Genomic DNA, 24,326 nt, shown 5'->3' on the forward strand with positions numbered 1-24,326 from the left:
GGCGCCATCAAACGGGAAATTTCCGACTCTATAAGGCGCGTCTTGAGCCTTGTATCGACGTCTGAAAGGCGTTTTGAACACCGCTGGTAAAAAAAACCAATTTTTTTGCTGGCAGGGGTTTACAGTTAAAAAGGCGCTCCGTATAGTGCGCGCCATCGACGACGTACAGACGCTGTCGAGATGCCCAGGTGGTGAAATTGGTAGACACGCCAGCTTCAGGTGCTGGTGACCTTACGGTCGTGGAAGTTCGAGTCTTCTCCTGGGCACCAATTTCGAGTTTGAGACTAGATCAGTTTCAAGACTCACACAAAAACCCGCGAAAGCGGGTTTTTTGCATTCTGCGTCCCGACTTTTTTCTGAAATTGATTTATTAAAATTAAATCAGGGGTTTACAGATCAAAAGGCGCTCCGTATAGTGCGCCACATCAACAGCGGCAACGCTGAAGATGAAGCCCAGATGGTGAAATTGGTAGACACGCCAGCTTCAGGTGCTGGTGACCTTACGGTCGTGGAAGTTCGAGTCTTCTTCTGGGCACCAATTCAAATTCAAGGTTACGATCTTGAATCTCACAAAAACCCGCGAAAGCGGGTTTTTGCGTTTCCGGGGTTTGGAAAAGTCAGAGCCCCAACGCCTACCAGACCTCCCAACTCCCCGCAAGGCGCACTTGAGAAACAATATCGTTTATCATTGTTGCAAGTTTTTGCAATGCGACAGTGAGGAACCCTGCGAATGATGTTTCGAAATACCCTGCGCCGCGGCTTGACCTTCACCCTGCTCGGCCTGGCACTCGCCACTCCCCTCACCCAGGCTGCCGACGCGGTTTCCCTGACTCTCTACAACGGTCAACACAAAGAAGTCGGCGACGCCATCGCCAAAGCCTTCGAAGCCAAGACCGGCATTCACGTCAATGTGCGCAAGGGCAGCAGCAATCAGCTGGCCAGCCAGATCATCGAAGAAGGCGACCGCTCCCCCGCCGACGTCATCTACACCGAAGAATCCCCGCCGCTGAACAACCTCGGCGAGCAAGGCCTGCTGGCCAAGGCCGATGACGCGACCCTGGCCGTTCTGCCGAAAGAATACGTCGCCGGCAACGGCACCTGGATCGGCGTTACCGCCCGGGTTCGCGTAGTCGCGTTCAACCCGAAACTGATCGACGAAAAAGACCTGCCGAAATCGGTGCTGGATTTCGCCGATCCGCAATGGCAAGGCAAGGTCGGTTTCGTACCGACCAGCGGCGCGTTCCAGGAACAGGCCGTAGCCATCATCAAGAAGCACGGTCGCGACGCCGCCGAAGAATGGCTGACCGGCTTGCGCGCCTTCGGCAAGACCTACAGCAACAACATGGTCGCCCTCAAGGCTGTGGAAAACGGCGAAGTCGCCACCGTGCTGGTGAACAACTATTACTGGTTCGCCCTGCAGCGGGAAAAAGGCCAGCTTGATTCGAAACTGCATTACTTCACCGGCGGTGACGTTGGCGGTCTGATCACCGTTTCCAGCGCAGCCGTGCTGAAATCCAGCAAACATCCAAAAGAAGCCCAGCAATTTCTCGCCTACATGGCCAGCGAAGAAGGCCAGCGCGTGATCACCCAGACCACCGCCGAATACCCGCTGCACAAAGGCATGGAATCGGATCGCGGCCTCAAGCCGTTCAGCGAGCTGGAAGCGCCGGACGTCACGCCGGCCGATCTGGGCAACGCCGAAGAAGCGCTGGACCTGGAACGCGAAGTTGGCCTGAACTGATGACCGCATCGTTATCCGCCCCCGCTACACGCGGGGGTTACGTGCCACGGCGCAAGCGGCCGTCGATCTGGCTGGTGCTGCCGGTGTTGTTGCTGGTGGTCATGAGCCTGCTGCCGCTGGCCTACGTCGGACTCAAAGCCTGGCAGGCGGGCTGGTCCGAGGCGCTGCATTTGCTGTGGCGCCCATATGTGTTCGGCCTGCTGCGCAACACGTTGGCGCTGATGGTTGGCGTAACCGTGACCTGTGGCGTGATCGGCCTGTCGCTGGCATGGTTGCTGGAACGCAGCAATCTGCCGGGCCGTCGACTGTGGGGCGTGATTCTTTGCCTGCCGTTCGCTGTGCCGGCATTCGTCAGCAGCTTTACCTGGGTTTCGTTGAGCGCGCAGTTCGAAGGACTTGGCGGGGCGATCCTGGTGATGAGCCTGTCGAAGTACCCGCTGATCTTTCTGCCGGTCGCGGCAACCCTGCGCAATCTTGATCCTTCTCTTGAAGAATCGGCACGGACGCTGGGCCAGAATCGCTGGGGCGTGTTTTTCCGCGTCACCCTGCCCCTGCTCTGGCCCTCGCTGCTGGCCGGCTCGTTGCTGATCGCATTGCACATGCTGGTGGAGTTCGGCGCACTGTCGATCATTGGCCTGCAAACCTTCACCACCGCGATCTATCAGCAATTCGAACTGGAATTCAGCAATGCTAACGCGGCGATGCTGTCGGCGGTATTGCTGGCGCTGTGCCTGATGCTGTTGTGGCTGGAGCTACGCATTCGCGGCAAGGGTCGTCATGTGCGCACCGGCCAGGGCGCGGCCCGTCAGGCTGAACAAGTGCGACTCGGGCCTTGGGCGATCGCCGGTCAGCTGTATTGCCTGACGCTGGCGATTGTCGGCAGCGGGATTCCGCTGGGCATGCTGGCTTACTGGCTTGCCGTGGGATCGTCAGCGGCATTCCCGGTTGCGGCGATCACCGAAGCCTTGCTGTCGTCGCTGGCACTGTCGCTGGGTGGCGCGGGATTGTGCCTGGTGCTGGCGGTGCCGGTCGGGTTGCTGGTGGTGCGCTACAAAGGCCAACTGGCGATCTGGGCCGAGCGCCTGCCCTATCTGCTGCACGCCCTGCCGGGATTGGTGATCGCGCTGACGCTGGTGTATTTCGCCCTGCATTACGTGCCGGTGCTGTACCAGACCTCCGCGCTGTTGCTGATCGCTTATGCACTGCTGTTTCTGCCGCTGGCTCAGGCGCCGATCCGCACGGCGCTGAACAAGGCCGCACCGCAACTCGAAGAAGCCGCCCGCACGCTGGGCGCCTCTTCGTTCACGGCGTTCTGCCGAGTGACCCTGCCGATCATCTTCCCGGCACTGGGCGCGGCGTTCGCGCTGGTGTTTCTGGATGCCATGAAAGAACTGACGGCGACGCTGCTGTTGAGTCCGACCGGGCTCAACACATTGGCAACCGAAGTCTGGGCGCACACCGCGAATGTCGAGTTCGCAGCCGCAGCGCCTTACGCGGTGTTATTGATTGTGGTGTCGGGATTGCCGGTGTATCTGCTGACGACCCGGATGTATTTGAGCCGATAAAAAAATCGCAGCCGAGGCTGCGATTTTTTTTGCCCGCACGATCAGGCCCGGAACTGCCCCAGACTCGCCTTGAGCTGCGCCGCCAGACCATCCAGCACCTTGCCGCTGGCCGTGGTCTCGACCACCGCCTGAGCGGCTTTCTCGGCCTGGGCATGAATCGTCTCGACGCGCCCACGCACAGCCTGCGCGCCTTGCGCCTGATGCGCCGCTGCTTGAGTCGCCAGACCAATCGCCGCATGCACCTGCTCGACCGACGCCTGCACCGACTGCTGCAACCGCGCGCTGTCACGCAGCACCAGCAAGCCTTCGCTGGCCTGACGCCCGGCCTGACCGATCGCCTCGACCGCCTCACGGGCGCCCTGCTGCAAGGCCACGATGTGCGCCTGAATGTCGCCGGTGGAGCTTTGGGTCTTGCTTGCCAGCGCCCGCACTTCATCCGCCACCACTGCAAACCCGCGTCCGGTTTCACCGGCCCGGGCCGCTTCGATGGCCGCGTTGAGCGCCAGCAGGTTGGTCTGCTCGGCGATGCCGTGAATCACGGTCAGCACCACTTCGATCTGCTCGCTCTGCTGCGCCAGCCGTTCGATGACTTTCGCCCCGGTATCGACCTGCCCCGCCAGCGCCTCGATCAGGCTGCCGACCTTCGCCGAGGTGCGAGTGTTCTCATCAGTGGCCTGGCGAATATCCACAACCTGCTTCAGCGCCGCCTGCATCGCATGGCTTTCCGACTGCGCCTCATCAGCCATTTGCGACAGTGCCCGCAGACTTTCGGCCACTTCATCACGCTGCATCCCGGCCGCCGCATCGGCACCCGCGTTGCGTAGGGTCATGGCGCCGATTTCCACACCGGTACGCTGAGCCACATCCCCGGCCTCGCGCACGATCGGCTGCAACTTGTCCACAAAGCGGTTGACCGCCGAGGCCATGTCGCCGATTTCGTCCTTGCTGTTGATCTGCACACGCTTGGTCAGATCGCCCTCGCCTGCTGCAAGATCATCCATGGCGGCATTGAGCATTTTCAGGCGATTGACCACTCGATGACCGAGCACCACCGCCAGCAGCAACAGGACCCCGGCACCCACCAGCGCCAAGCCCATGCCGATACGCCAGCGCAGAGTTGCTGCTGCGTCCTGTACGGTACTGGTGGTGTTGGCCTTCATCTCGGCAGCCGTGGATTGCGCCGATTGCAGGCGCGCACGCATGGCGGTGGCACTGTCGGCAGCGGCACCCTTGAGGCTGTCGCCGACCAATTGATCACTGCTGGCAATCAACGCCGTGAAGCGCTGATCGAGCGCCGCCAGATCGGTTTCGACCGAAGCCGTCGAGACGCCCATCAGCACCTTGCCGATTTCCACGCCATTGGGGTTGATCGAGGCTTCGAGGTAGTAGACCGACGGATCGTTCTTCGCCGCATCCAGCACCTTGTCCAGCGCCCGCTCACCCTGACCTTTTTCCAAAAGGGCCTTGTTGATCGGGTTTTCGCGGTTGAGGTAGCGAGTCAGATGCTGGCCGGTGGCGTCGTCATACACCACGAACAGCACGTTGGGATTGCGCTGGGCCCGGCGGGCGAATTCGGACAGGGTCGGCACGTCACTGTCCCACATGGCGCGGGGCGCCACCGAGGCCAGCAACTGGGCCATGTCATTGGCCGAATCCTTCAGGTCTTTTTCCAGGGTCGCACGCAGCTGCGCCTGCTCTTCCTTCAGACGCGAGGAAAGACCGGCGGTAAGACGCTGACGAGTACTTGAGGAGAGATTGTCGAGGCTCGACGTGACCTCGCGCCCGGCCTGCTCCAGCTCATCGGACAATTTCTGGCTGTCGGCGCCCAGGCGAGTGCCGAGATCGGCTTCCAGCGCAGTGACGGTGCTCCGCGTCAGGGCGACGGCCACCAGCACTTGCACCAAAAGGGCGATACCAAGGGTAACGAACACGGGCCGCAACAGACGGCTTTGTAACAGTGAGAGAACGGCTGACACTGTGAATCCCTCTACTTCTGACGCCATTAATTTGATGGCACTCTTGTAGGCAGAATCACAGCAAAGGTCATGCCGTCCAACAGGCATAAACGACAAAGGCCCCGATGAAGGGGCCTTTGTGTTTTTACATCAACGACTTATCAAGCGAACGGATGACGCAGAACGATGGTTTCGTTGCGGTCCGGGCCCGTCGAAATAATGTCGATCGGCGCGCCGATCAACTCTTCAACGCGTTTGATGTAGGCACGAGCGTTAGCCGGCAGCTCTTCCAGGGTCTTGGCACCCACGGTCGATTCGGTCCAGCCCGGCACTTCTTCGTACACAGGCTGCAGACCTACGTAGCTGTCAGCGTCAGTCGGAGCAACGGCGTTGCCTTGCGCGTCTTTGTAGCCGGTGCAGATGTTGATGGTTTCCAGGCCGTCGAGTACATCCAGCTTGGTCAGGCAGATGCCGGAGATGCTGTTCACATCGATAGCGCGACGCAGGATAACGGCGTCGAACCAGCCGCAACGACGGGCACGGCCGGTGGTAGCGCCGAACTCGTGACCTTGCTTGGCCAGGTGCGCACCGACTTCGTCGAACAGCTCGGTCGGGAACGGGCCCGAACCCACGCGAGTGGTGTAAGCCTTGGTGATGCCCAGGATGTAGTCCAGGAACATCGGGCCAACGCCCGAACCGGTCGCCACGCCACCCGCAGTGGTGTTGGAGCTGGTCACGTACGGGTAGGTGCCGTGGTCGATGTCGAGCAACGAGCCCTGGGCGCCTTCAAACATGATGTCTTTGCCGGCGCGACGCAGCTCGTGCAGCTCGGCAGTCACGTCCAGCATCAGCGGCTTGAGCAGCTCGGCGTATTCCTTGCACTCGGCCAGAGTCTTTTCGTACTCGATGGCAGGCTCTTTGTAGTAACCGACCAGCATGAAGTTGTGGTAGTCCACCAGCTCACGCAGCTTGTCTTCAAAGCGCGGCATGTTGAGCAGGTCGCCAACACGCAGGCCGCGACGTGCAACCTTGTCTTCGTAAGCCGGGCCGATGCCGCGACCGGTCGTACCGATCTTCAGCTCGCCGCGGGCCTTTTCACGGGCCTGGTCCAGCGCCACGTGGAAGGACAGGATCAGCGGACAGGAAGGGCTGATGCGCAGGCGCTCGCGCACCGGTACGCCTTTCTCTTCCAGCTTGGTGATCTCGCGCAGCAGGGCGTCAGGTGCAACCACCACGCCGTTGCCGATCAGGCACTGCACGCCTTCGCGCAGCACGCCCGACGGGATCAGGTGCAGGACGGTTTTTTCACCGTCGATCACCAGTGTGTGGCCAGCGTTGTGGCCACCTTGGTAGCGCACTACGGCGGCAGCATGTTCGGTCAGCAGATCAACGATCTTGCCTTTGCCCTCATCACCCCATTGGGTGCCCAGGACTACGACATTCTTACCCATAACACTTGTCCTCATTCGCGCAAACTTGGTGCCGGCGTCAGCCGGCAGGAAAACTCAAGAAGCCAGTGGCGATACTTGCCAAAGCCCGTTCTGCTGGATCAATTGCCGGTCGCAGTCCGCATCACGGGCGGCGGCCAAAGGTTGTCCAGGCAATGCCTGAACGACACGCTGACCCTCACTGCGCAACTGGCAAACCTGCTGCCAGAGTGCCGCGTCCGTACTGTCAGGCATCCAGATACCGCCAGACGGTAGCTCGATCTCAGCACGCCCCAGGGTCACCAGGGTTTTCAAATCGGTGGAGAAGCCGGTGGCCGGACGGGCGCGACCGAAGTCGGCGCCGATGTCGTCGTATCGACCGCCCTGGGCGATGGACTGACCAACACCCGGCACGAATACCGCGAACACCACACCGGTGTGGTAGTGATAACCGCGCAGCTCGCCCAGGTCGAAATACAGCGGCAGCTCCGGGAAACGCACCGACAGACGCTCGGCGATCGCCAGCAAATCTTCCAGCGCCGCCAGTACCGGGGCCGGCGCATTGGCCAGGCGCTCGCGGGCAGCGGTCAGGACTTCACGGCCACCGCACAGATCGACCAGCGCACGCAACATGCCGGACAGATCGGCCGGCAGGCCTTCGGTCAAGGTAATGACCTCGTCGATGGCCTTGCGTTGCAACGCATCGAACAGTTGCTGCTCGACTTCACCCGACAGACCGGCCGCCTGGGCCAGACCGCGGTAGATGCCGACATGTCCCAGGTCCATGTGCACGTCCGGCACATCGGCCAGTTGCAGCATGGCCAGCATCAGGCTGATGACTTCAACGTCGCTGCTCGGGCTCGCATCACCGTACAACTCGGCGCCCAACTGGATCGGGCTGCGCGAGGACGACAAGGCACGCGGCTGGGCATGCAGCACGCTGCCGGCGTAGCACAGACGGCTCGGGCCTTCGCGACGCAGGGTGTGCGCATCGATGCGCGCCACTTGCGGCGTGATGTCAGCACGGAAACCCATCTGCCGGCCCGATTGCGGGTCGATGACCTTGAAGGTACGCAGATCCAGGTCCTGGCCCGCGCCGGTCAGCAGGGATTCCAGGTACTCGATATGGGGAGTCACGACAAACTCGTAACCCCAGCTCTGGAACAGATCCAACACCTGACGACGCGCGACTTCAATGCGCGCCGCTTCCGGTGGCAGTACTTCTTCGATGCCATCTGGCAGCAGCCAGCGGTCTACCGTTGCCATTACGCCATTCCCCTTAGATCCGGGCGGCCTGCCCGAGGGCGAGCCTTGAGTGAAGCAGAAAATGACCGGTCCGTTCAAAACGCACGCGCATGAACGACACGGCGAAAGGCCTGTTACCGGCTTCGCCCGTCACTTTCCTCGAAAAACTGTCGGGCCATTCAACCCGATCCTCTGCAACAAAAACAGCAATCAAACGTGCAGACGCAAAAAAGCCGGGAATTTCCCGGCTGCCGCATCATACACACGTTTTCCCAAAGGATCACCCCGCCCGAGGTTTTAGCCGCCGGGCGGAATGATTCAGGTCAACGTGATATCAAGGCTTGGACTTTTCCAGGTAACGGAAGAAATCGCTGCTTGGGTCGAGGACCAGGACGTCGGATTTGTTCGCGAAGCTTTCACGGTAGGCACGCAGGCTACGGTAGAAACCGTAAAACTCCTGATCCTGGCCGTAGGCCTTGGAGTAGATCGCAGCGGCCTGGGCGTCGCCGTCACCGCGAATCTCTTCGGATTCACGATAGGCTTCAGCCAGCAACACGCGGCGTTGACGATCAGCGTCGGCACGGATGCCTTCGGCCAGCTCGTTACCCTTGGCGCGGTGCTCGCGAGCTTCACGCTCACGCTCGGTGCTCATACGCTCGAACACGCTACGGTTCACTTCTTTCGGCAGATCGATAGCCTTGACCCGGACATCGACCACTTCGATACCCAGCTCTTTTTCCGCCATCTTGTTCAGCGACGCGGTGATGTCAGCCATCAGCGCATCACGCTCACCGGACACTACCTCGTGCAAAGTGCGCTTACCGAACTGGTCACGCAGGCCCGATTCCAGACGACGGGACAGACGCTCGTCGGCAATCTGCTTGAGGCCGGACGTTGCGGTGTAGAAGCGCTCGGCATCTTTCACGCGCCACTTGGCGTAGGCATCGACCATCACGGCTTTCTTTTCCAGCGTCAGGAAGCGTTGTGTCGGTGCATCCAGCGTCATCAGACGTGCGTCGAATTTACGCACCTGGTTAACGTAAGGAACCTTCACATGCAGACCCGGCTGAACGTCAGCCTGAACCACGCGACCGAATTGCAGCAACACCGCGCGCTCGGTCTGAGCAACGATGTAGAAGCAGTTCCAGCCAACCAGTACCACAACAACGCCAACGATCAGGGCGATCAGCGATTTATTGCTCATCAGCGGGTCTCCCTTGTACGCGACTGCGGCAGGTCAGTGACATGCGGCGTGACGTCCGTGTTGTTGCTGGCGGCAGCCGAACCGGTGACCGGCGCATTGCTGCCCGAACTGTTCTGAATCATCTTGTCCAACGGCAGGTAAAGCAGGTTGCTCTGGCCGTTCTTGTTGCCGGTCACGAGTACCTTGCTGGTGCTGCTGAAGACTTCCTGCATGGTGTCCAGGTACAGACGCTGACGAGTGACCTCGGGCGCCTTGCGATACTCGGCAACCAGCTTGGTGAAGCGATCCGCCTCACCCTTGGCGCGCGAGACCGTTTCGTCACGGTAGCCATTGGCATCTTCAAGGATACGTTGGGCCTGACCACGGGCTTCCGGCACCACGCCGTTGGCGTAGGTTTCAGCCTGGTTGCGCGAACGCTGCTCGTCTTCACGGGCACGGATCACGTCATCGAAGGCTTCCTGCACTTCACGCGGTGCCGCTGCGCTCTGTACGTTGACCTGGGTGACGGTGATACCGGTGCGATAGGTATCGAGGAAGCGTTGCAGACGCTCCTTGATCTCGCTGGCCATCAGCTCACGACCTTCGGTCAGCACCTGGTCCATCGCGGTGGAACCCACCACATGGCGCAGCGCACTGTCGGTCGCATGTTGCAGGCTGATTTCCGGCTGGTCGACGTTCAGCACGAAGTCCTGCAGGTTGCTGATCTTGTACTGCACGGTCAGCGGCACTTCGACGATGTTCTCGTCTTCGGTCAGCATCTGGCCCTGCTTGGTGTAGGCACGCTCACGCGTGACGTTCTCCATGTACTTCTTGTCGATCGGCGGGAAGTAGATGTTCAGGCCGGGACCGACAGTCTCGTAGTACTTGCCGAAGCGCAGCACCACGGCTTGCTCCTGCTCGTCCACGACGTAGACCGCGCTGTACAGCCAGACGGCCGCCAGCACGACAAGGCCGATGCCGAGCAGGCCGCCGAAGCCGCCGCTCTTGCCCGAGCCACCACCGTCATCACCGCGTTTTTTTCCACCACCGAACAACCCGTTCAGGCTTTCCTGCAGCTTTCGGAAGGCCTCGTCGAGATCCGGCGGTCCCTTGCGGTCGCCGTTGTTGCGACGCTTGCCACCCCAAGGATCCTGATTGTTCGAGTTGCCACCCGGCTCATTCCAAGCCATAGCGCTCTCCATCTGATAAAGCAAAGACGCACCCACGGCGCGCCGACCAATGCTACAGAATGCCTGCCGTTGCGGCACAACCGCTTTGCCAGGCTTTTATTGCAAAGTGTGTTGCTCGATGAACTCCGTCGGCACAACGCCTTCACGACTGACCAGTCGATTGAGCTCCGAGCGTGGCAATCGAACGGCCAGCAAGCTGACCCCTTCTTCGTCGTGTTCTTCTTTCTGCACCGCGCCCAGTTCGAAGAACTGCGCACGCAGACGCGCGAACCGCTGAGGCAGGCGCAGGGTTCCCACGAACAGGTCACTGCCCAACAACTCGGCAATCGCCTGCTCGAGCAATTCCAGACCGGTGCCATCACGCGCCGACAGCCAGACCCGCTGGGGCTTGCCGTTTTCATCGCGCTGGATTTGTGGCTCAACGCCTTCAAGCAAATCGAGTTTGTTATAGACCTCGAGGATCGGCAAGTCCTGGGCACCGATCTCGCCCAGCACCACCATCACCTGCTCGATCTGCAACATGCGATCCGGTTCGGCCGCATCGATCACGTGCAGCAGCAGATCGGAGTTGCTCGACTCTTCGAGCGTAGACCGAAATGCCTCGACCAGTTTGTGCGGCAAGTGGCGGATGAAACCCACCGTGTCGGCCAGGACAATCGGCCCCAGGTCGTCCAGATCCAGACGGCGCAGGGTCGGGTCGAGCGTGGCGAACAGCTGGTCGGCCGCGTACACCTCGGACTTGGTCACGTTATTGAACAGCGTGGACTTGCCGGCGTTGGTGTATCCCACCAGAGACACAGTTGGGATATCCGCACGCGAGCGGCCGCGACGCGACTGTTCACGCTGGCTGCGCACTTTTTCCAGCCGGCCCTTGATCTGACGTAGGCGAACCCGCAGCAGTCGCCGGTCGGTTTCGAGCTGGGTTTCACCCGGGCCGCGCATGCCGATGCCGCCACCCTGACGCTCAAGGTGAGTCCAGCCGCGAACCAGCCGGGTGCTCATGTGGTCAAGCTGGGCCAGTTCTACCTGGAGCTTGCCCTCATGGGTACGGGCGCGTTGGGCGAAAATATCGAGAATCAGACCGGTACGGTCAATCACGCGACACTCGAAAACACGTTCGAGGTTACGTTCCTGACTGGGCGTAAGGGTGTGATTGAAAATGACCAGATCGGCTTCTTCGGCGTGGACCAGGTCGCGCAGTTCCTCGACCTTGCCGCTGCCAATCAGGTATTTGGCGGTTGGCCGATGACGCGGCACGTTAAAAAACGCAACGGTCTCGGCGCCAGCCGAATTTGCCAGTTCCTGAAACTCCTGCGGATCTTCGCGCGCCTCAGGGTCCTGTCCATCCAAGTGAACGAGGATGACTCGTTCACCACCACCGTGGCGCTCAAAGAACAAAGGAGACTCCTATCAGGCGTTACCTGGCTCAGCGTCACCTGCTTCGGATTCGGTTGCGCTTGGCAGACGAATTGGACGAACCGGCACGACTGTAGAGATAGCGTGTTTGTAAACCATCTGGCTGACGGTGTTCTTCAGCAGGATAACGAACTGGTCGAACGACTCGATCGTGCCTTGCAGTTTGATCCCGTTCACCAGGTAGATGGAAACCCCCACTTTCTCTTTACGTAAAGTATTCAAGTAAGGGTCTTGTAGCGAATGCCCTTTTGACATGTGCCGCACTCCTTTAAGGATTCAATATAAAAAATAGGTAAACAGATGGCTTTTGCCGCCACACCCCCAAGGATAGACGGCAATTGCAAGGACTCAGCTCAATATGGAGATCGTCCCAAGGTATTTCAAGGCGCGTGGCAGATTGTCGCAATCCAGACTGTCGAGCCAGTGTAAATCTTTCCAGCTGCGCAGCCAGGTGAACTGGCGTTTGGCCAATTGGCGCGTGGCGATGATGCCCCGTTCCTGCATCTCGGCCGACGTCAGCTTGCCATCCAGGAAGTCCCAGACCTGGCGGTAGCCTACCGCACGTATAGACGGCAACCCGGCATGCAGGTCACTTCTATTACGCAGGGCTACGACCTCGTCGATGAATCCCTGTTCCAGCATATTTGTGAATCTTTGTTTAATGCGCTCGTGCAGTACCTGCCGATTAGTTGGAGCAATCGCCAGGTTCGCGACAGTATAGGGCAATTGTTGCAGTCCCGATGCGGCCGCTTCAGCACTTTGCGCAGATTGTTGCAGGCGCAGCGCAGTCATGCTCTGACCGCTGACCCGGTAAACTTCCAGCGCACGACTCAGTCGTTGTGGATCGTTCGGATGGATGCGTGCCGCCGACTCCGGATCGATGACCGCCAGTTGCTCGTGCAGGGCTTGCCAGCCAAGGCGTGCAGCCTCTTCTTCAATCTGCGCGCGAACCTCGGGATCGGCCGCCGGCATGTCCGCCAGACCTTCGATCAAAGCCTTGTAATAGAGCATCGTGCCGCCCACCAGCAGCGGAATTTTTCCGCGTGCGGTGATCTCGGCCATGGCCTCCAGCGCATCGCGACGGAAATCTGCGGCCGAATAGGCTTCGGCCGGGTCGAGAATGTCGATCAGCCGGTGGGGAAACTCGGCCAGCAGCTCTTTGGACGGTTTGGCGGTGCCGATGTCCATGCCGCGATAGACCAGCGCCGAATCGACGCTGATCAGCTCGCACGGCAGCACCTTGGTCAGCTCGATGGCCAGGTCGGTCTTGCCCGCAGCGGTCGGGCCCATCAGGAAAATCGCTGGAGGAAGCTGGCTCATCAACGACCGCGCAGGAACAGTTTGTCCAGATCGTCCAGGCCCAGTTGGGTCCAGGTCGGTCGGCCATGGTTGCATTGACCGCTGCGCTCGGTGTTTTCCATGTCACGCAGCAGGCCGTTCATTTCCGGCAGGGCCAGGCGCCGGTTGGCGCGGATCGCGCCGTGGCAGGCCATGGTGCCGAGCAGTTCGTTCAGATGCGCCTGGATCCGGTCGCTGGTGCCGTATTCCATCAAATCCGACAGGACATCGCCCACCAGACGGTTGGCTTCGGCCTGCTTGAGCAGGGCCGGGATCTGCCGGATGGCCAGGGTTTCCGGGCCAAGGCGCTGCAATTCAAAACCGAGGCGCTGGAACCACGCCGCATGTTCTTCGGCGCAATCGGCCTCGCGCTGACTGACCGCCAGCGATTCCGGCACCAGCAGCGGCTGACCGCTCAGGCCTTCGCTGGCCATAGCGATCTTCAAACGTTCATACATGATCCGCTCGTGCGCGGCGTGCATGTCCACCAAAACCAGGCCCTGGGCGTTCTCGGACAGAATGTAGATTCCCTTGAGCTGCGCCAGCGCGTAACCCAGCGGCGGAATGTCTTCCTGACCGGCCGGCAGCGCGTTGGCATTCGCTTCAGGCAGCGGTGCGAAAAACTCGCGGTACGCGGCCTGTGCCTCGGCAACTGGTACGGTAGATTGCGGACGCGGCGTGTATTGATACTGATAAGCGCCGCCAGCGCTGGCACCCGACGAGGTATTGAAGGCCGGTTGCGCCTGCGGTTGTTCCAGTAACGCGTTGGCCGCCAGACGCATTTCGCCCTGCGGCCCGAACTCACCGGCTTCAAGACCGGTTGGCCGGACGATCGCGGTAGTGACCGAACCGGCAAGCTGATCTTCCGGCCGCACATCGCCGAGGGCACGGTGCAAGGTGCCATACAGGAAGTCATGCACCATACGCCCGTCACGGAAGCGCACTTCGTGTTTGGTCGGATGCACGTTGACGTCGACCGCTGCCGGATCGACCTCGAAAAACAGCGCGAACGTCGGGTGCCGGCCATTGAACAGCACATCGCGATAAGCCTGACGCACCGCGTGGGCCACCAGTTTGTCGCGCACCGCACGGCCGTTGACGAAGAAATACTGCAAGTCCGCCTGACTGCGGTTGAAGGTCGGCAGACCGACCCAGCCCCACAAATGCAGGCCATTGCGCTCGATTTCGATCGGCAGCGCCTGCTCAAGGAAGCCCGAACCGCAAATCGCCGCCACACGCCGGGCACGGGCCGCATCATCGTGGGCTTCGTGCAGACTGAGGATGGTCTTGCCGTTGTGGCGCAAGTGGAAGGCCACGTCGAAACGCGCCAGTGCCAGACGCTTGATCACTTCCTGCAGGTGATCGAATTCGGTTTTTTCGGTCTTGAGGAATTTGCGTCGCGCCGGGGTGTTGAAGAACAGGTCACGGACTTCCACCGAAGTGCCGACCGGGTGCGCCGCTGGCTGCACGCGGGGCGCCATGTCACGGCCTTCGGTCTCGACCTGCCAGGCCTGATCGGCGTCGCGGGTACGCGAGGTCAGGGTCAGACGCGCCACGGAGCTGATCGAAGCCAAAGCCTCGCCCCGGAAACCCAGGCTCATCACCTGTTCGAGGTCTTCCAGATTACGGATCTTGCTGGTGGCGTGACGAGCCAGTGCCAGCGGCAGATCATCGGCAGAGATGCCGCTGCCATCGTCGCGCACCCGCAGCAGTTTGACGCCGCCCTGCTCGACATCGACGTCGATACGTCTGGCGCCGGAGTCGAGGCTGTTTTCCAGCAACTCCTTGATCACCGAAGCCGGGCGTTCGACCACCTCACCGGCGGCAATCTGGTTCGCCAGCCGCGGGCTGAGCAGTTCGATGCGGGCAGCGTTCAGGACCTGATTCATTCTTTGGACGCCAGTTCGGTGCCAGGAATGGTCAGGTGCTGACCGACCTTCAGATCATCGCTTTTCAGATTGTTGGCGCTGCGCAGCGTGGCCGGCGAAATCTGATACCGCACGGCAATCATCGCCACGGTTTCACCCGGGCCGACCCGGTGATCACGCGGTCCTTGAGCGATCTTGCCCGAATCACGCAGCCAGGCGATGTAGGTGCCCGGTGGCGGATTCTGCTGGAAGAACTGGCGTACGCCACTGCTGATCGAGCGCGCCAGCGCCTGCTGGTGGCTCGCGGCCGAGAGCTTGTTCGCTTCGTTGGCGTTGGAGATGAAGCCGGTTTCCACCAGGATCGACGGGATGTCTGGCGATTTCAGCACCATGAACCCGGCCTGTTCCACGCGCTGTTTGTGCAGCGGGGTGACCCGGCCAATGTTGGTCAGGACTTTCTGACCGACGTTGAGGCTGGAGGTCAGCGAGGCGGTCATCGACAGGTCGAGCAGAACGCCGGCCAGCATGCGGTCCTTGTCGTCGAGGCTGACGTTGCCGGCACCGCCGATCAGGTCGGAACGGTTTTCGCTGTCGGCCAGCCAACGGGCGGTTTCCGAAGTGGCACCACGGTCGGACAGGGCGAATACCGACGCCCCGAATGCCGCCGCAGACGGCGCGGCGTCGGCGTGGATCGAGACGAACAGGTCGGCGCCCTTCTTGCGGGCGATTTCGGTACGGCCACGCAGCGGGATGAAGTAGTCGCCGGTACGGGTCAGTTCGGCGCGGAAGCCTTTCATGCCGTTGACCTGACGCTGCAACTCGCGGGCGATCTGCAGTACCACGTCTTTTTCGCGCTGACCGCGAGAACCCGATGCACCCGGGTCTTCACCGCCGTGACCGGCGTCGATCACCACGATGATGTCGCGCTTGCCGGCTGGAGCCGGAGGCAACTTGATCGCAGGTTCGGCCGGGGTGACCGGTACCGCAGGAACGGTCGCAACCGTCGGGGTCGGGGCAGGTGTAGGCGGCGCGGCGTCAGCCGGGTTGTCGAACAGGTCGACCACCAGACGGTTGCCGTACTGCGCATTCGGCGCCAGCGAGAAGCTTTTCGGGGTGACGGCTTTTTTCAGGTCGATGACCACCCGCAGGTCGGTCGGCGTGCGCTGAGCCGAGCGCATGGCGGTGATCGGCGTGTTGGCGGTTTGCACGTTCAGCGGCGCGCCCAGAGTGGCGCCGTTGATATCGATCACCAGACGATCCGGCGCGGTCAGCGTGAAGACGCTGTGCTGCACCGGGCCTGTCAGGTCGAACACCAGTCGCGTGTTGTCCGGCGCCCGCCACAGGCGCACGCTGTTGACCTTCGTCTCGGCCACAGCGTTGACGGTTACTGCCATCAACATCAGTCCAGCGGCAGCCACCAACGCGCGAAAGCGCATACCTAACCCCATCATTCAATTGGTTTCCAATGCCAAAGCGGCACACCAGGCCTCGCCGCGCGAGCCCTGGGATAAAATGGTCAGCGAACGTCCGCTGTCTTGCGGGCTAATGGTAATGGTCAGGTCAGGCTTTGGCAAAAAGCCTGCACCTTTATCGGGCCATTCGATCAGGCACAGGGCGTCGTCTTCGAAATAGTCGCGAATCCCGAGAAACTCCAGCTCCTCCGGATCGACCAGGCGATACAGGTCGAAGTGAAACGCCCGGACGTCACCGATCTCGTAGGGCTCGACCAGCGTGAAGGTAGGACTTTTCACCGCCCCGACGTGCCCCAGACCGCGGATGATGCCCCGCGACAGCGTGGTTTTGCCCATCCCGAGGTTGCCTTCGAGAAAGATCAGGCCATGGCCCTGGGTGATACGGGCGATGCGTGCGCCAAAGTCGCTCATGGCCTGTTCATCGGCCAGGTACAGGGTTACTTCAGACACGGTGCATGCTCCTCCAACAACTGACGAATGGCTGGAATCAGATCACTGGCCGCCAGCCCACGGCCGAATTTACCTTGTTGCAGACCGGCGTTGGCGTGCAGCCAGACCGCCAGACACGCGGCATCAAAACCGCTCATGCCCTGAGCCAGCATCGCGCCGATCAGACCGGCCAATACATCGCCGAGACCGGCAGTGGCCATGGCCGGATGGCCTTGATGACACAGCGCCAGACGCCCGTCGGGATGGGCGATCAGACTGCCTGCGCCCTTGAGCACCACTACCGCTGTATATTTTTTGCTCAATGCCAGCGCCGCCGCCGGACGATCGGCCTGTACCTCGGCGGTGCTGATCCCCAGCAAACGCGCCGCCTCCCCCGGATGCGGCGTCATCACGCAATCCTTGGGCAGACAGACGAAACCGCAGGCCAACAGGTTCAACGCGTCGGCATCCCACACCTGCGGCAGCGAGGCATTGGCAGCAGCCGACAACAGCGCCCGCCCCCAACTCGCCTGCCCAAGCCCCGGCCCGACCACCAGCACGGACACCTTTTCCAGCAGCCCCATCAATTGATTGGCCGAAGAAGTGCCCAGCACCATAGCTTCCGGCACCCGGCTCAACGCCGCCGGCACATGTTCCGGCCGGGTCGCGACCGAGACCATCCCGGCACCACTGCGCAACGCGCTTTCGGTACTGAGCAGAATCGCCCCGCCAAAGCCGTGATCGCCGCCGAGCAGCAGCACATGGCCGAAACGCCCCTTGTGCGCAGCCGGCGCGCGGGCCGCCAGACGCGGCAGGTTAACCGCGTCGAGCCGTTGAGCGGCGGCAGGAATGTCAGTGAAGTTTTCGGCCGAGGCCTGCAGATCGTTAAACAGCAGTTCGCCGACATGATCCGCCGCCGCGCCCGTGAACAGCCCGAGTTTCAGGCCGATGAAGGTTACAGTGAGGTCGGCGTGCACCGCCTCACCCAGCGCATGACCGGTGTCGGCGCACAACCCGGAAGGGATATCGACCGCCACCACCGGCAGTCCGCTGGCATTGATCGCCGCAATCGCAGCGGCGTAAGGCTCACGCACTTCGCCGCTCAGGCCGGTGCCGAGCAACGCGTCAACGACGATACCGCGCAACTCGCAGGACAGATCCCATGGGGCAATCGAGACACCATCGGCCACGGCTTCGGCGTGCGCCACGGCGGCATCGCCCTTCAAACGCTGCGGGTCGCGGACAGCCAGCACCTGAACCTGCCAACCCGCCCGATGCGCGAGCGCCGCCACCAGATAACCATCGCCAGCGTTGTTGCCGTGTCCGGCCAGCACCGTCATTTCATTGGCAGCCGGCCATTGGCGCACCAGCGCGCGCCACGTGGCATGGGCGGCACGCTGCATCAATTCGAAGCCCGGCGTGCCGGCGGCGATCAGCCGTGCGTCGAGTTCGCGCACCTGCGCGGCACGGTACAGCGCGTCGGGTAATTGATCTTTAGTGTGCGGCATGCGTCTTCGGGCTCCGATGTCTGGCAGAATTATACGCACCTCAGCTCCGGTTTCTCTCGCCTCATGTCCGCCATCACCACAGATCTGCCTGCCCTCGCCCAATCCATCAAGGACTGGGGCCGCGAGCTGGGCTTCCAGCAAGTCGGCATCAGCGGTCTGGACCTGGCCGAGCACGAGCAGCACCTGCAACGCTGGCTCGAGGCCGGCTACCACGGCGAAATGGATTACATGGGCGCCCATGGCAGCAAACGCTCGCACCCCGAAGAGCTGGTACCGGGCACCTTGCGCGTGGTGTCGCTGCGCATGGACTACTTGCCGGGCGACACGCAAATGGCGCAATTGCTGGCGAAACCGGAAAAGGCCTACATCTCGCGTTATGCCTTGGGCCGCGATTATCACAAGTTGATCCGTAAACGCGTTCAACAATTGGCGGACAAGATTCAATCCGAAATCGGCCCCTTCGGCTTCCGCGCCTTCGTCGATAGCGCCCCGGTGCTGGAAAAAGCCATTGCCGAACAGGCGGGCCTGGGCTGGATCGGCAAAAATACCCTGGTGCTGAACCGCAAGGCCGGCAGTTATTTCTTTCTCAGCGAACTGTTCGTCGACCTGCCATTGCCGGTGGATGCCCCCCACAGCACCGAACATTGCGGACGCTGCACCGCGTGCCTCGACATCTGCCCGACCAACGCTTTCGTCGGCCCGTATGTGCTGGACGCGCGACGCTGCATTTCCTACCTGACCATCGAACTGAAGAACGCCATCCCCGAAGACCTGCGACCGCTGATCGGCAACCGGGTGTTCGGCTGCGACGATTGCCAGATCTGCTGCCCGTGGAACCGCTTCGCCCGCCCGTCCGGTGAAAGCGACTTCAAGCCACGGCACAATCTGGACAACGCCGAACTGGCCGAACTGTTTTTGTGGGACGAAGACAAGTTTTTAAGCAGCACCGAGGGTTCGCCGTTGCGCCGGGCAGGTTACGAGCGCTGGCTGCGCAACTTGGCAGTAGGACTGGGGAATGCACCTTCAACGATTCCGGTGCTGGAAGCGTTGAAGGCGCGACGGGATTATCCGTCAGAGCTGGTTAGAGAGCATGTGGAGTGGGCGTTGAACCGGCATTCAGAGCGCGCAAAACTGAACCCGGAGTAACCCGCCTCATGCGCCCTCATTGCCTCAGTTACCACGCAGGGTCGTGCGCCCCTACCTGCTTGATGATGACATGCCGGGTGTCCTTGTTTGTCAGGAAGAACACACGATGTTCCTGTGTCAAACGCAGGTGAGCATGCTCGTAGTCCTTATAGTGCTTGGCATTGGCATAGTTCGGATAAGGGTCGTACTTGCTCCCGGGATAATTTCTCGCGGCGTCGATTGGCGATTTATTGTTCGTCGCGATGTCGGTTCTGAACTCCTGGTATTTACCCCTTGAAACATTGCCCAGCTTGCCGTTGGGTAGGTAATCGTTCGCAACGAAATCCTCGGTCAAGGACCAGGCTGGAGGTGGCGCCGTGTCCTGAGCCGCCATTGCCTTGGCTGCCTTTTTTGCGCCCTTGCCGGCAAGCCCCGGCCGGAATGCCGACTCGAGTTGTCGTCCGGCCTTAATCGCTGCCTTTGCCCCGGCAGCGAGCCCGGCGCCCAGTGACGCGATCCCCAGCCCAAGACTCACCCAGCCAAGTATTGATCCCGCTTCAGATTGGGGCGCCAACTCATTGGCCAGTTCACTGCCGATGGCAGCCACTCCCGAAGTAATGCCCAACCCCATGGCAAACAGCGCCAACGGTGTGGCCGCACCCAAGGTCACGATGCTGGCGACAATCCCGATAAACCCCAATGCAATCCCGGCAATCGGCTGCCAGGAAACATGCCCCGTAGGATCAACGCGATTGACCGGATCGCCAATGCAGTAAGCGTATGTATTCAAACCGCCCTCACCGAACGGGCTCATGCTGTCGGGGCTGGTGAACCGCATCAGGGTCGGACTGTAGGCTCGGTAGCCATTGCCCAGCAGGTACAGGCCAGTGACGGCATCCAGTTGCTCGCCGTTGAAGCCCGCCAGGCTGAAGAAACCGCCTTCGACCGGGCGATGACCGTAGGGACTGTAAGCGCTGTTTCCCCACTGCTCGCCATGCGGTTGAGTCAACACACTTTGCTGCTGATCCGTGCCGAAGATCCGGCTGCCTGTATCGGCGCCTGATTGTTGCTGCCCCAACACCAGACCGCCGTTGCGCACAATACTGCGTGAATCCTGATCGCGGATTTCGTTGCTGACTCTGGCGTTGTGATAGTAGCGCTGCACATCCAGCATCCTTGGCTGCGAAAGCTCGACCAGCCGATCAAAGCCGTCGTAATGGTAACCACGCACCACCTCGCCTTGTGCATTGCTCACCTGAATAAGGCGTCCGAAGGCGTCATACGCCAGCGTGCGCGCCTGATCATCCTTGATCATCCGGCCGTCGGCGTCGTACTCCAGCGTAACCGGCGCGGGATAGTCGGCATGGGAATGAGTAACCCCGACGAGCTGCGCCGGATCGATCAGGCTGAAACTGAAGGTCGTTACGTTGACACCCTGCGGGAAGGTGGTTTGCAGGGAGAGAATGTTGTCCAGCGCATCGAAGGTGAACTTTTGCTGAACGATCTCTTTGCCGTAAGGATCCTTCGGCCGTTGGCTGCCGTCGCAGTCGTACTGACTGAGTCGCCCGCGCACGTCGTAGGTGAATCGTTCATCGCGCAGCACGAAACTGCCACGCTTCAGGACTTTCTGCGCCAGTTTGCCGGCCACGGTGTAGCTGGAGGTCAGTGTCTGGGTGGGTAAACCATTGGTCTCGTAACTGCGGGAAACTTCACGCCCGATATCGTCGTAGGCCAGGTGCGTCGTCAACAGGCGTCCGGAGGAGGTATCGCGAGTTTCGATTTTTTCCAGCAAACCGCGCCTGTCATAGAAAAATCCAGCCTGCACCGAACCCTGCCTGAACGAGGTTCTGCGCCCCCACGTGTCGTACTCGGTCGTGTGCTTTGTGCCCAGCACATCCACGTACGTCAGAGGCAGGCCTGCGAAAGAATAGGTATGGGAAACGGTCTTGCGTTTTTCGCCATATCGGGTGGTTTCCGACTTCAGGCGCCCGGAAGGAAAGTATTCGAAATGACGCTCGCGACCTTGTCCGATGCAGCTTTTGGTTTTCCCGTTCAGGCCATCGTAGGTGAAGCGGCTGACCAAACCTTCGTCGTCTCCCTTGGTCACGGCTTTTCGCTCAGTCAGTTGCCCCCCCTGTTCAGGCGCATGGATGAACTCGATCTCCTGACCTGCTGGGTTCGTGTGTGATTTGGGCTGACTGCGTCCCGCGTCGTAACGGATGACCGATTTACGTCCTCCCACTGAACTCTCGATCACACGGTTCAAACCATCGAACACCTGCTGCCCCAGTGACAGGCCGGCCACTATGATTTCCACAGCCAGCTCATCGGTGCTGTGAGCCGCAAATTCAGTCTCCACGACATGGCCGTCCGGCAGAGTAGAGCGAACCATGCGGTCGAAAACATCGTATTCATAACGGGTCGTGTTGCCTGCCGGATCGGTTTGACTGAGAGCACGACCCAACCCGTCATATTCATTGACGGTCTTGCCCAGGCTCTGATCTTTCAGATCGAATAACTCGGCGCTGTCAGGCTTGCCGAAAGCATTGACGACCGTGACGGTTTTACCCATGCCCTGCAGCCAGCTCTTTTGCTGGCGACTGATCGGATCAAATTCGCTGTGCTCGATTCGCCCGTCGCCATGGCGGGTTTCCTTGACCTGTCCCCAGTCATCGTAAATAAATTCCGATTTGACCTCCCGCGCAGTCCCTTCCCACCAGTCGCGGTAAATCTCCTCAAACGGCCGACCCGTGTTGTCATGAGCGGTGGTATAGATGGCGCGCATCGGACATTCACCCTGAGAGTCCGGATTGTCACAGTCTTTTTCCTGAACCTCGGTGATACGCCCCAGTGCGTCGTAAGTAATTTTTTGCATACCGCCTGACGAATCTGACGTGTTCACCGTCGCTGGATCGTTCCCCTTGGCGGCCTCATAACTCCAATGAGTAGAGGAGGCATGCGCCGTACCGGGCGCAAGGGTCTTGCGCAGACGTCGGGCAAGCTTGTCGTATTCGTATTCGATAACACCGTCGTCTGCATCGCGCTCGGACAGCATCAATCCGTTCAAGGTCGAGAGCGTTTGCTCGGACGAACGGGTCGTACCGTCAAAACCGTGCACGGTTTTCTTCAGCACCCGCGTGTGGGCGCCAAGCACATACACGTATTCGATGCGTGTCGCCTTGCCATTTCGGGTGACGCTTTGCTGTTTTAAAAGGCCGTGCGTGGAAGGGTCTCCGGGAGTATCCAGGTAGGTCAGATCAACCTTTGAACGCAAGACCTCACTGCTCTCAACCTGCTCGAAAAAACTTTCCTGGACAGGCACAACGCTGGCCAGCGTTGCACCTTCGAGGGCGGGGTGAAGTGCATAGCGATAGCGTGTGATGGTGGAAGCACCACCGCCATCCGCTGGCACCACGGTTTTACTTTTCAAAAAGCGTACAAAACCCAAAGGATCCTTCGGGCAGTCCACTGAAGCGATGTCTGGATAATATTCATACTGCGTGGTAACTCCACTGGTTTGCACCTGCTTCACCAGATTGCCGGCGGAATCGAACTCAGTAGTGGACATTTCAGTGCGCTTGTTCTTGCTGACGCTGTTTCCATAACTGCGAGTCTGAGCTTTCGGCATCTGGAATTGCGCCGGCTGTTCAGTAAATGGCTTGTTGACGTCACCATGGTACTCACTGGAAACCGAAGTCACCGACTCACCGCTGATGGTCACTTCAGAAATCAACAGATGAAATTTGTTGTAAGTGCGTTCGATCCGCGTATGCGTTTTCTCTCCCACAATCAATCGCTCGGTGGACTTGTACTGATAGCTCCCGGGTGCGCGATAAAGCGGGTCACCGTCATCAACGGGATCTGACGGCACGCCATGCCCCAAGTAATTGTGGTCTGAATACGCGTAGGTCTTGACGACCTTCGGTTGCCCTTGCCTGGCGAAAATATCGTGGGCTATCACATATGGCAGACTCTTTAAGCCCTCAAGTGAGGGAAGCAGATGTCCGACCTGTTTATAGCGAATGATTTCCACCGCGCCGAGTGGCGAATCCACTCGCTTCAGATAGCTGATGCCATCAATGACTTCGTACTGCAGATCCCAGCCCCTGCCGATCGGCAAACCTATAGCAGTGACTCGATCGTTCTTGAACGTCATCGAGAACTCGGCACTGGATGGGGTGCCCGGATTCTGAGTCATCGTGAGACGACCCACCGTACGACTGACGTTGAGCAGAACTCTTTTTGCATCCGCGATTTCAATCAGCATGGGTTGCTCATTGAACGTAGCGTACTTCAGGGTAATGCTCGCCCCGTTTGCCGCGATGATCCGTATGGGCACTGCGACATTGGTGGCACCGTGAACTTTAAGCTCTTCTCGCCGACCATCTTTGTAACGGACTTCATAATGCCCGGTACCGACCTTCAGGACTTTGGCACTCTCCAGCTTCATTTCCCTGAACAACAGAGCACTGCCGGTTTCAGAAGCCTTGTAGATTTCACCGGTGGCCAAGGTCATGAATTTGCTGCGCAAGTCATAGCGACTGGTAGATAACGACCATCCGGTACCGTAGCCGGCGTTACGTGTATTGAGTGGATTGAAGCCAAGTGAAAGATTGAATGAAGGCCCATTGAGTTCCGCGGACCGAACAGCTCCAAGTGTCAAGGCACAGGTATACACGCCTGTTCGAGGGTCCACTCCACCGGAAACAAAATCACTAAAATTGAATGCGTTGGAGCTCACGAAATTCAGTGCTTTATAACTCATGAAATAATATCCAGAGATCTGCTAAACAAAATATGAAATGGAGGACTCCGCTGACTTGACCGGGAGAGCAAGCACAGCAATGCCCCCCCAAAAAACTCG

The 24,326-nt window shown here is 60.2% G+C and carries 16 protein-coding genes and 2 tRNA genes; 5 read left to right on the plus strand and 13 right to left on the minus strand.

Going from position 1 to position 24,326, the window contains the following annotated elements:
* Positions 1 to 182: 182 nt before the first annotated feature.
* The 4 genes from CAF63_RS12730 to CAF63_RS12745 all read left to right on the plus strand — a co-directional run bounded on the left by CAF63_RS12730 (position 183) and on the right by CAF63_RS12745 (position 3,306).
* Positions 183 to 269: transfer RNA gene (locus CAF63_RS12730), tRNA-Leu, on the plus strand.
* 182 nt (positions 270 to 451) lie between these two features.
* Positions 452 to 538, plus strand: a tRNA-Leu gene (locus CAF63_RS12735).
* Between the two features lie 192 nt (positions 539 to 730).
* Positions 731 to 1,741, plus strand: coding sequence for an iron ABC transporter substrate-binding protein (locus CAF63_RS12740; RefSeq protein ID WP_085685151.1), 1,011 nt, complete (start codon positions 731 to 733; stop codon positions 1,739 to 1,741).
* Complete coding sequence (locus tag CAF63_RS12745; protein WP_085685154.1) at positions 1,741 to 3,306, plus strand: iron ABC transporter permease; 1,566 nt, start codon at positions 1,741 to 1,743, stop codon at positions 3,304 to 3,306. The genes CAF63_RS12740 and CAF63_RS12745 overlap by 1 nt, the downstream gene beginning before the upstream one ends.
* A 41-nt stretch (positions 3,307 to 3,347) precedes the next feature.
* On the opposite strand, the gene CAF63_RS12750 is transcribed toward CAF63_RS12745, so the two are convergent.
* The 12 genes from CAF63_RS12750 to CAF63_RS12805 form a co-directional block, all read right to left on the minus strand.
* Positions 3,348 to 5,282, minus strand: coding sequence for a methyl-accepting chemotaxis protein (locus CAF63_RS12750; protein WP_085685158.1), 1,935 nt, complete (start codon positions 5,280 to 5,282; stop codon positions 3,348 to 3,350).
* A gap of 140 nt (positions 5,283 to 5,422) precedes the next feature.
* Positions 5,423 to 6,712, minus strand: coding sequence for an adenylosuccinate synthase (locus tag CAF63_RS12755; protein ID WP_085685161.1), 1,290 nt, complete (start codon positions 6,710 to 6,712; stop codon positions 5,423 to 5,425).
* A gap of 54 nt (positions 6,713 to 6,766) precedes the next feature.
* The gene (locus CAF63_RS12760; protein ID WP_007950716.1) at positions 6,767 to 7,954 is read right to left on the minus strand and encodes an ATP phosphoribosyltransferase regulatory subunit; all 1,188 of its coding nucleotides are present in this window, start codon (positions 7,952 to 7,954) and stop codon (positions 6,767 to 6,769) included.
* A 313-nt stretch (positions 7,955 to 8,267) separates the two neighbouring features.
* Entirely contained in the window at positions 8,268 to 9,137 is an 870-nt protein-coding gene (gene hflC / locus CAF63_RS12765) for a protease modulator HflC (RefSeq protein WP_007950723.1), read from the minus strand.
* Positions 9,137 to 10,306 carry an FtsH protease activity modulator HflK gene (hflK, locus tag CAF63_RS12770; RefSeq protein ID WP_085685164.1) on the minus strand — a complete coding sequence of 390 codons (1,170 nt, stop codon included), beginning with the start codon at positions 10,304 to 10,306 and terminating at the stop codon, positions 9,137 to 9,139. Before hflK ends, hflC begins: the two co-directional genes overlap by 1 nt.
* A 96-nt stretch (positions 10,307 to 10,402) precedes the next feature.
* The gene (hflX, locus tag CAF63_RS12775; RefSeq protein ID WP_085685167.1) at positions 10,403 to 11,704 is read right to left on the minus strand and encodes a ribosome rescue GTPase HflX; all 1,302 of its coding nucleotides are present in this window, start codon (positions 11,702 to 11,704) and stop codon (positions 10,403 to 10,405) included.
* Between the two features lie 12 nt (positions 11,705 to 11,716).
* A complete protein-coding gene (gene hfq / locus CAF63_RS12780) occupies positions 11,717 to 11,977 on the minus strand; it encodes an RNA chaperone Hfq (protein WP_007902656.1) in 261 nt (86 codons plus the stop codon).
* Between the two features lie 93 nt (positions 11,978 to 12,070).
* Positions 12,071 to 13,042, minus strand: a complete 972-nt coding sequence (miaA, locus tag CAF63_RS12785; protein WP_085685170.1) for a tRNA (adenosine(37)-N6)-dimethylallyltransferase MiaA — start codon at positions 13,040 to 13,042, stop codon at positions 12,071 to 12,073.
* A complete protein-coding gene (mutL, locus tag CAF63_RS12790; protein WP_085655751.1) occupies positions 13,042 to 14,949 on the minus strand; it encodes a DNA mismatch repair endonuclease MutL in 1,908 nt (635 codons plus the stop codon). The genes miaA and mutL overlap by 1 nt, the downstream gene beginning before the upstream one ends.
* Positions 14,946 to 16,328 carry an N-acetylmuramoyl-L-alanine amidase gene (locus tag CAF63_RS12795; RefSeq protein WP_371807404.1) on the minus strand — a complete coding sequence of 461 codons (1,383 nt, stop codon included), beginning with the start codon at positions 16,326 to 16,328 and terminating at the stop codon, positions 14,946 to 14,948. The genes mutL and CAF63_RS12795 overlap by 4 nt, the downstream gene beginning before the upstream one ends.
* Before the next feature lie 51 nt (positions 16,329 to 16,379).
* Positions 16,380 to 16,850 carry a tRNA (adenosine(37)-N6)-threonylcarbamoyltransferase complex ATPase subunit type 1 TsaE gene (tsaE, locus tag CAF63_RS12800; RefSeq protein WP_007950729.1) on the minus strand — a complete coding sequence of 157 codons (471 nt, stop codon included), beginning with the start codon at positions 16,848 to 16,850 and terminating at the stop codon, positions 16,380 to 16,382.
* Positions 16,838 to 18,337, minus strand: coding sequence for an NAD(P)H-hydrate dehydratase (locus CAF63_RS12805; protein ID WP_085685176.1), 1,500 nt, complete (start codon positions 18,335 to 18,337; stop codon positions 16,838 to 16,840). Before CAF63_RS12805 ends, tsaE begins: the two co-directional genes overlap by 13 nt.
* 63 nt (positions 18,338 to 18,400) lie before the next feature.
* On the opposite strand from CAF63_RS12805, the gene queG reads away from it, so the two are divergent.
* A complete protein-coding gene (queG, locus tag CAF63_RS12810) occupies positions 18,401 to 19,483 on the plus strand; it encodes a tRNA epoxyqueuosine(34) reductase QueG (RefSeq protein ID WP_085685179.1) in 1,083 nt (360 codons plus the stop codon).
* 28 nt (positions 19,484 to 19,511) lie between these two features.
* Here queG and CAF63_RS12815 read toward each other — a convergent pair whose 3' ends face one another.
* A complete protein-coding gene (locus CAF63_RS12815; protein ID WP_256574511.1) occupies positions 19,512 to 24,227 on the minus strand; it encodes an RHS repeat domain-containing protein in 4,716 nt (1,571 codons plus the stop codon).
* Positions 24,228 to 24,326 lie beyond the last annotated feature (99 nt).

The sequence above is a fragment of the Pseudomonas sp. B20(2017) genome (assembly GCF_002113125.1).
Classification (GTDB): domain Bacteria; phylum Pseudomonadota; class Gammaproteobacteria; order Pseudomonadales; family Pseudomonadaceae; genus Aquipseudomonas.

Bases quoted from the DNA above. Each gene is read 5' to 3' on its own strand.
- CAF63_RS12740 (WP_085685151.1), top strand. From the start codon at position 731: ATGATGTTTCGAAATACCCTGCGCCGCGGCTTGACCTTCACCCTGCTC.
- CAF63_RS12745 (WP_085685154.1), top strand. From the start codon at position 1,741: ATGACCGCATCGTTATCCGCCCCCGCTACACGCGGGGGTTACGTGCCA.
- CAF63_RS12755 (WP_085685161.1), bottom strand. From the start codon at position 6,712: ATGGGTAAGAATGTCGTAGTCCTGGGCACCCAATGGGGTGATGAGGGC.
- CAF63_RS12760 (WP_007950716.1), bottom strand. From the start codon at position 7,954: ATGGCAACGGTAGACCGCTGGCTGCTGCCAGATGGCATCGAAGAAGTA.
- hflC (WP_007950723.1), bottom strand. From the start codon at position 9,137: ATGAGCAATAAATCGCTGATCGCCCTGATCGTTGGCGTTGTTGTGGTA.
- hflK (WP_085685164.1), bottom strand. From the start codon at position 10,306: ATGGCTTGGAATGAGCCGGGTGGCAACTCGAACAATCAGGATCCTTGG.
- hfq (WP_007902656.1), bottom strand. From the start codon at position 11,977: ATGTCAAAAGGGCATTCGCTACAAGACCCTTACTTGAATACTTTACGT.
- miaA (WP_085685170.1), bottom strand. From the start codon at position 13,042: ATGAGCCAGCTTCCTCCAGCGATTTTCCTGATGGGCCCGACCGCTGCG.
- mutL (WP_085655751.1), bottom strand. From the start codon at position 14,949: ATGAATCAGGTCCTGAACGCTGCCCGCATCGAACTGCTCAGCCCGCGG.
- CAF63_RS12795 (WP_371807404.1), bottom strand. From the start codon at position 16,328: ATGTTGATGGCAGTAACCGTCAACGCTGTGGCCGAGACGAAGGTCAAC.
- CAF63_RS12805 (WP_085685176.1), bottom strand. From the start codon at position 18,337: ATGCCGCACACTAAAGATCAATTACCCGACGCGCTGTACCGTGCCGCG.
- queG (WP_085685179.1), top strand. From the start codon at position 18,401: ATGTCCGCCATCACCACAGATCTGCCTGCCCTCGCCCAATCCATCAAG.
- CAF63_RS12815 (WP_256574511.1), bottom strand. From the start codon at position 24,227: ATGAGTTATAAAGCACTGAATTTCGTGAGCTCCAACGCATTCAATTTT.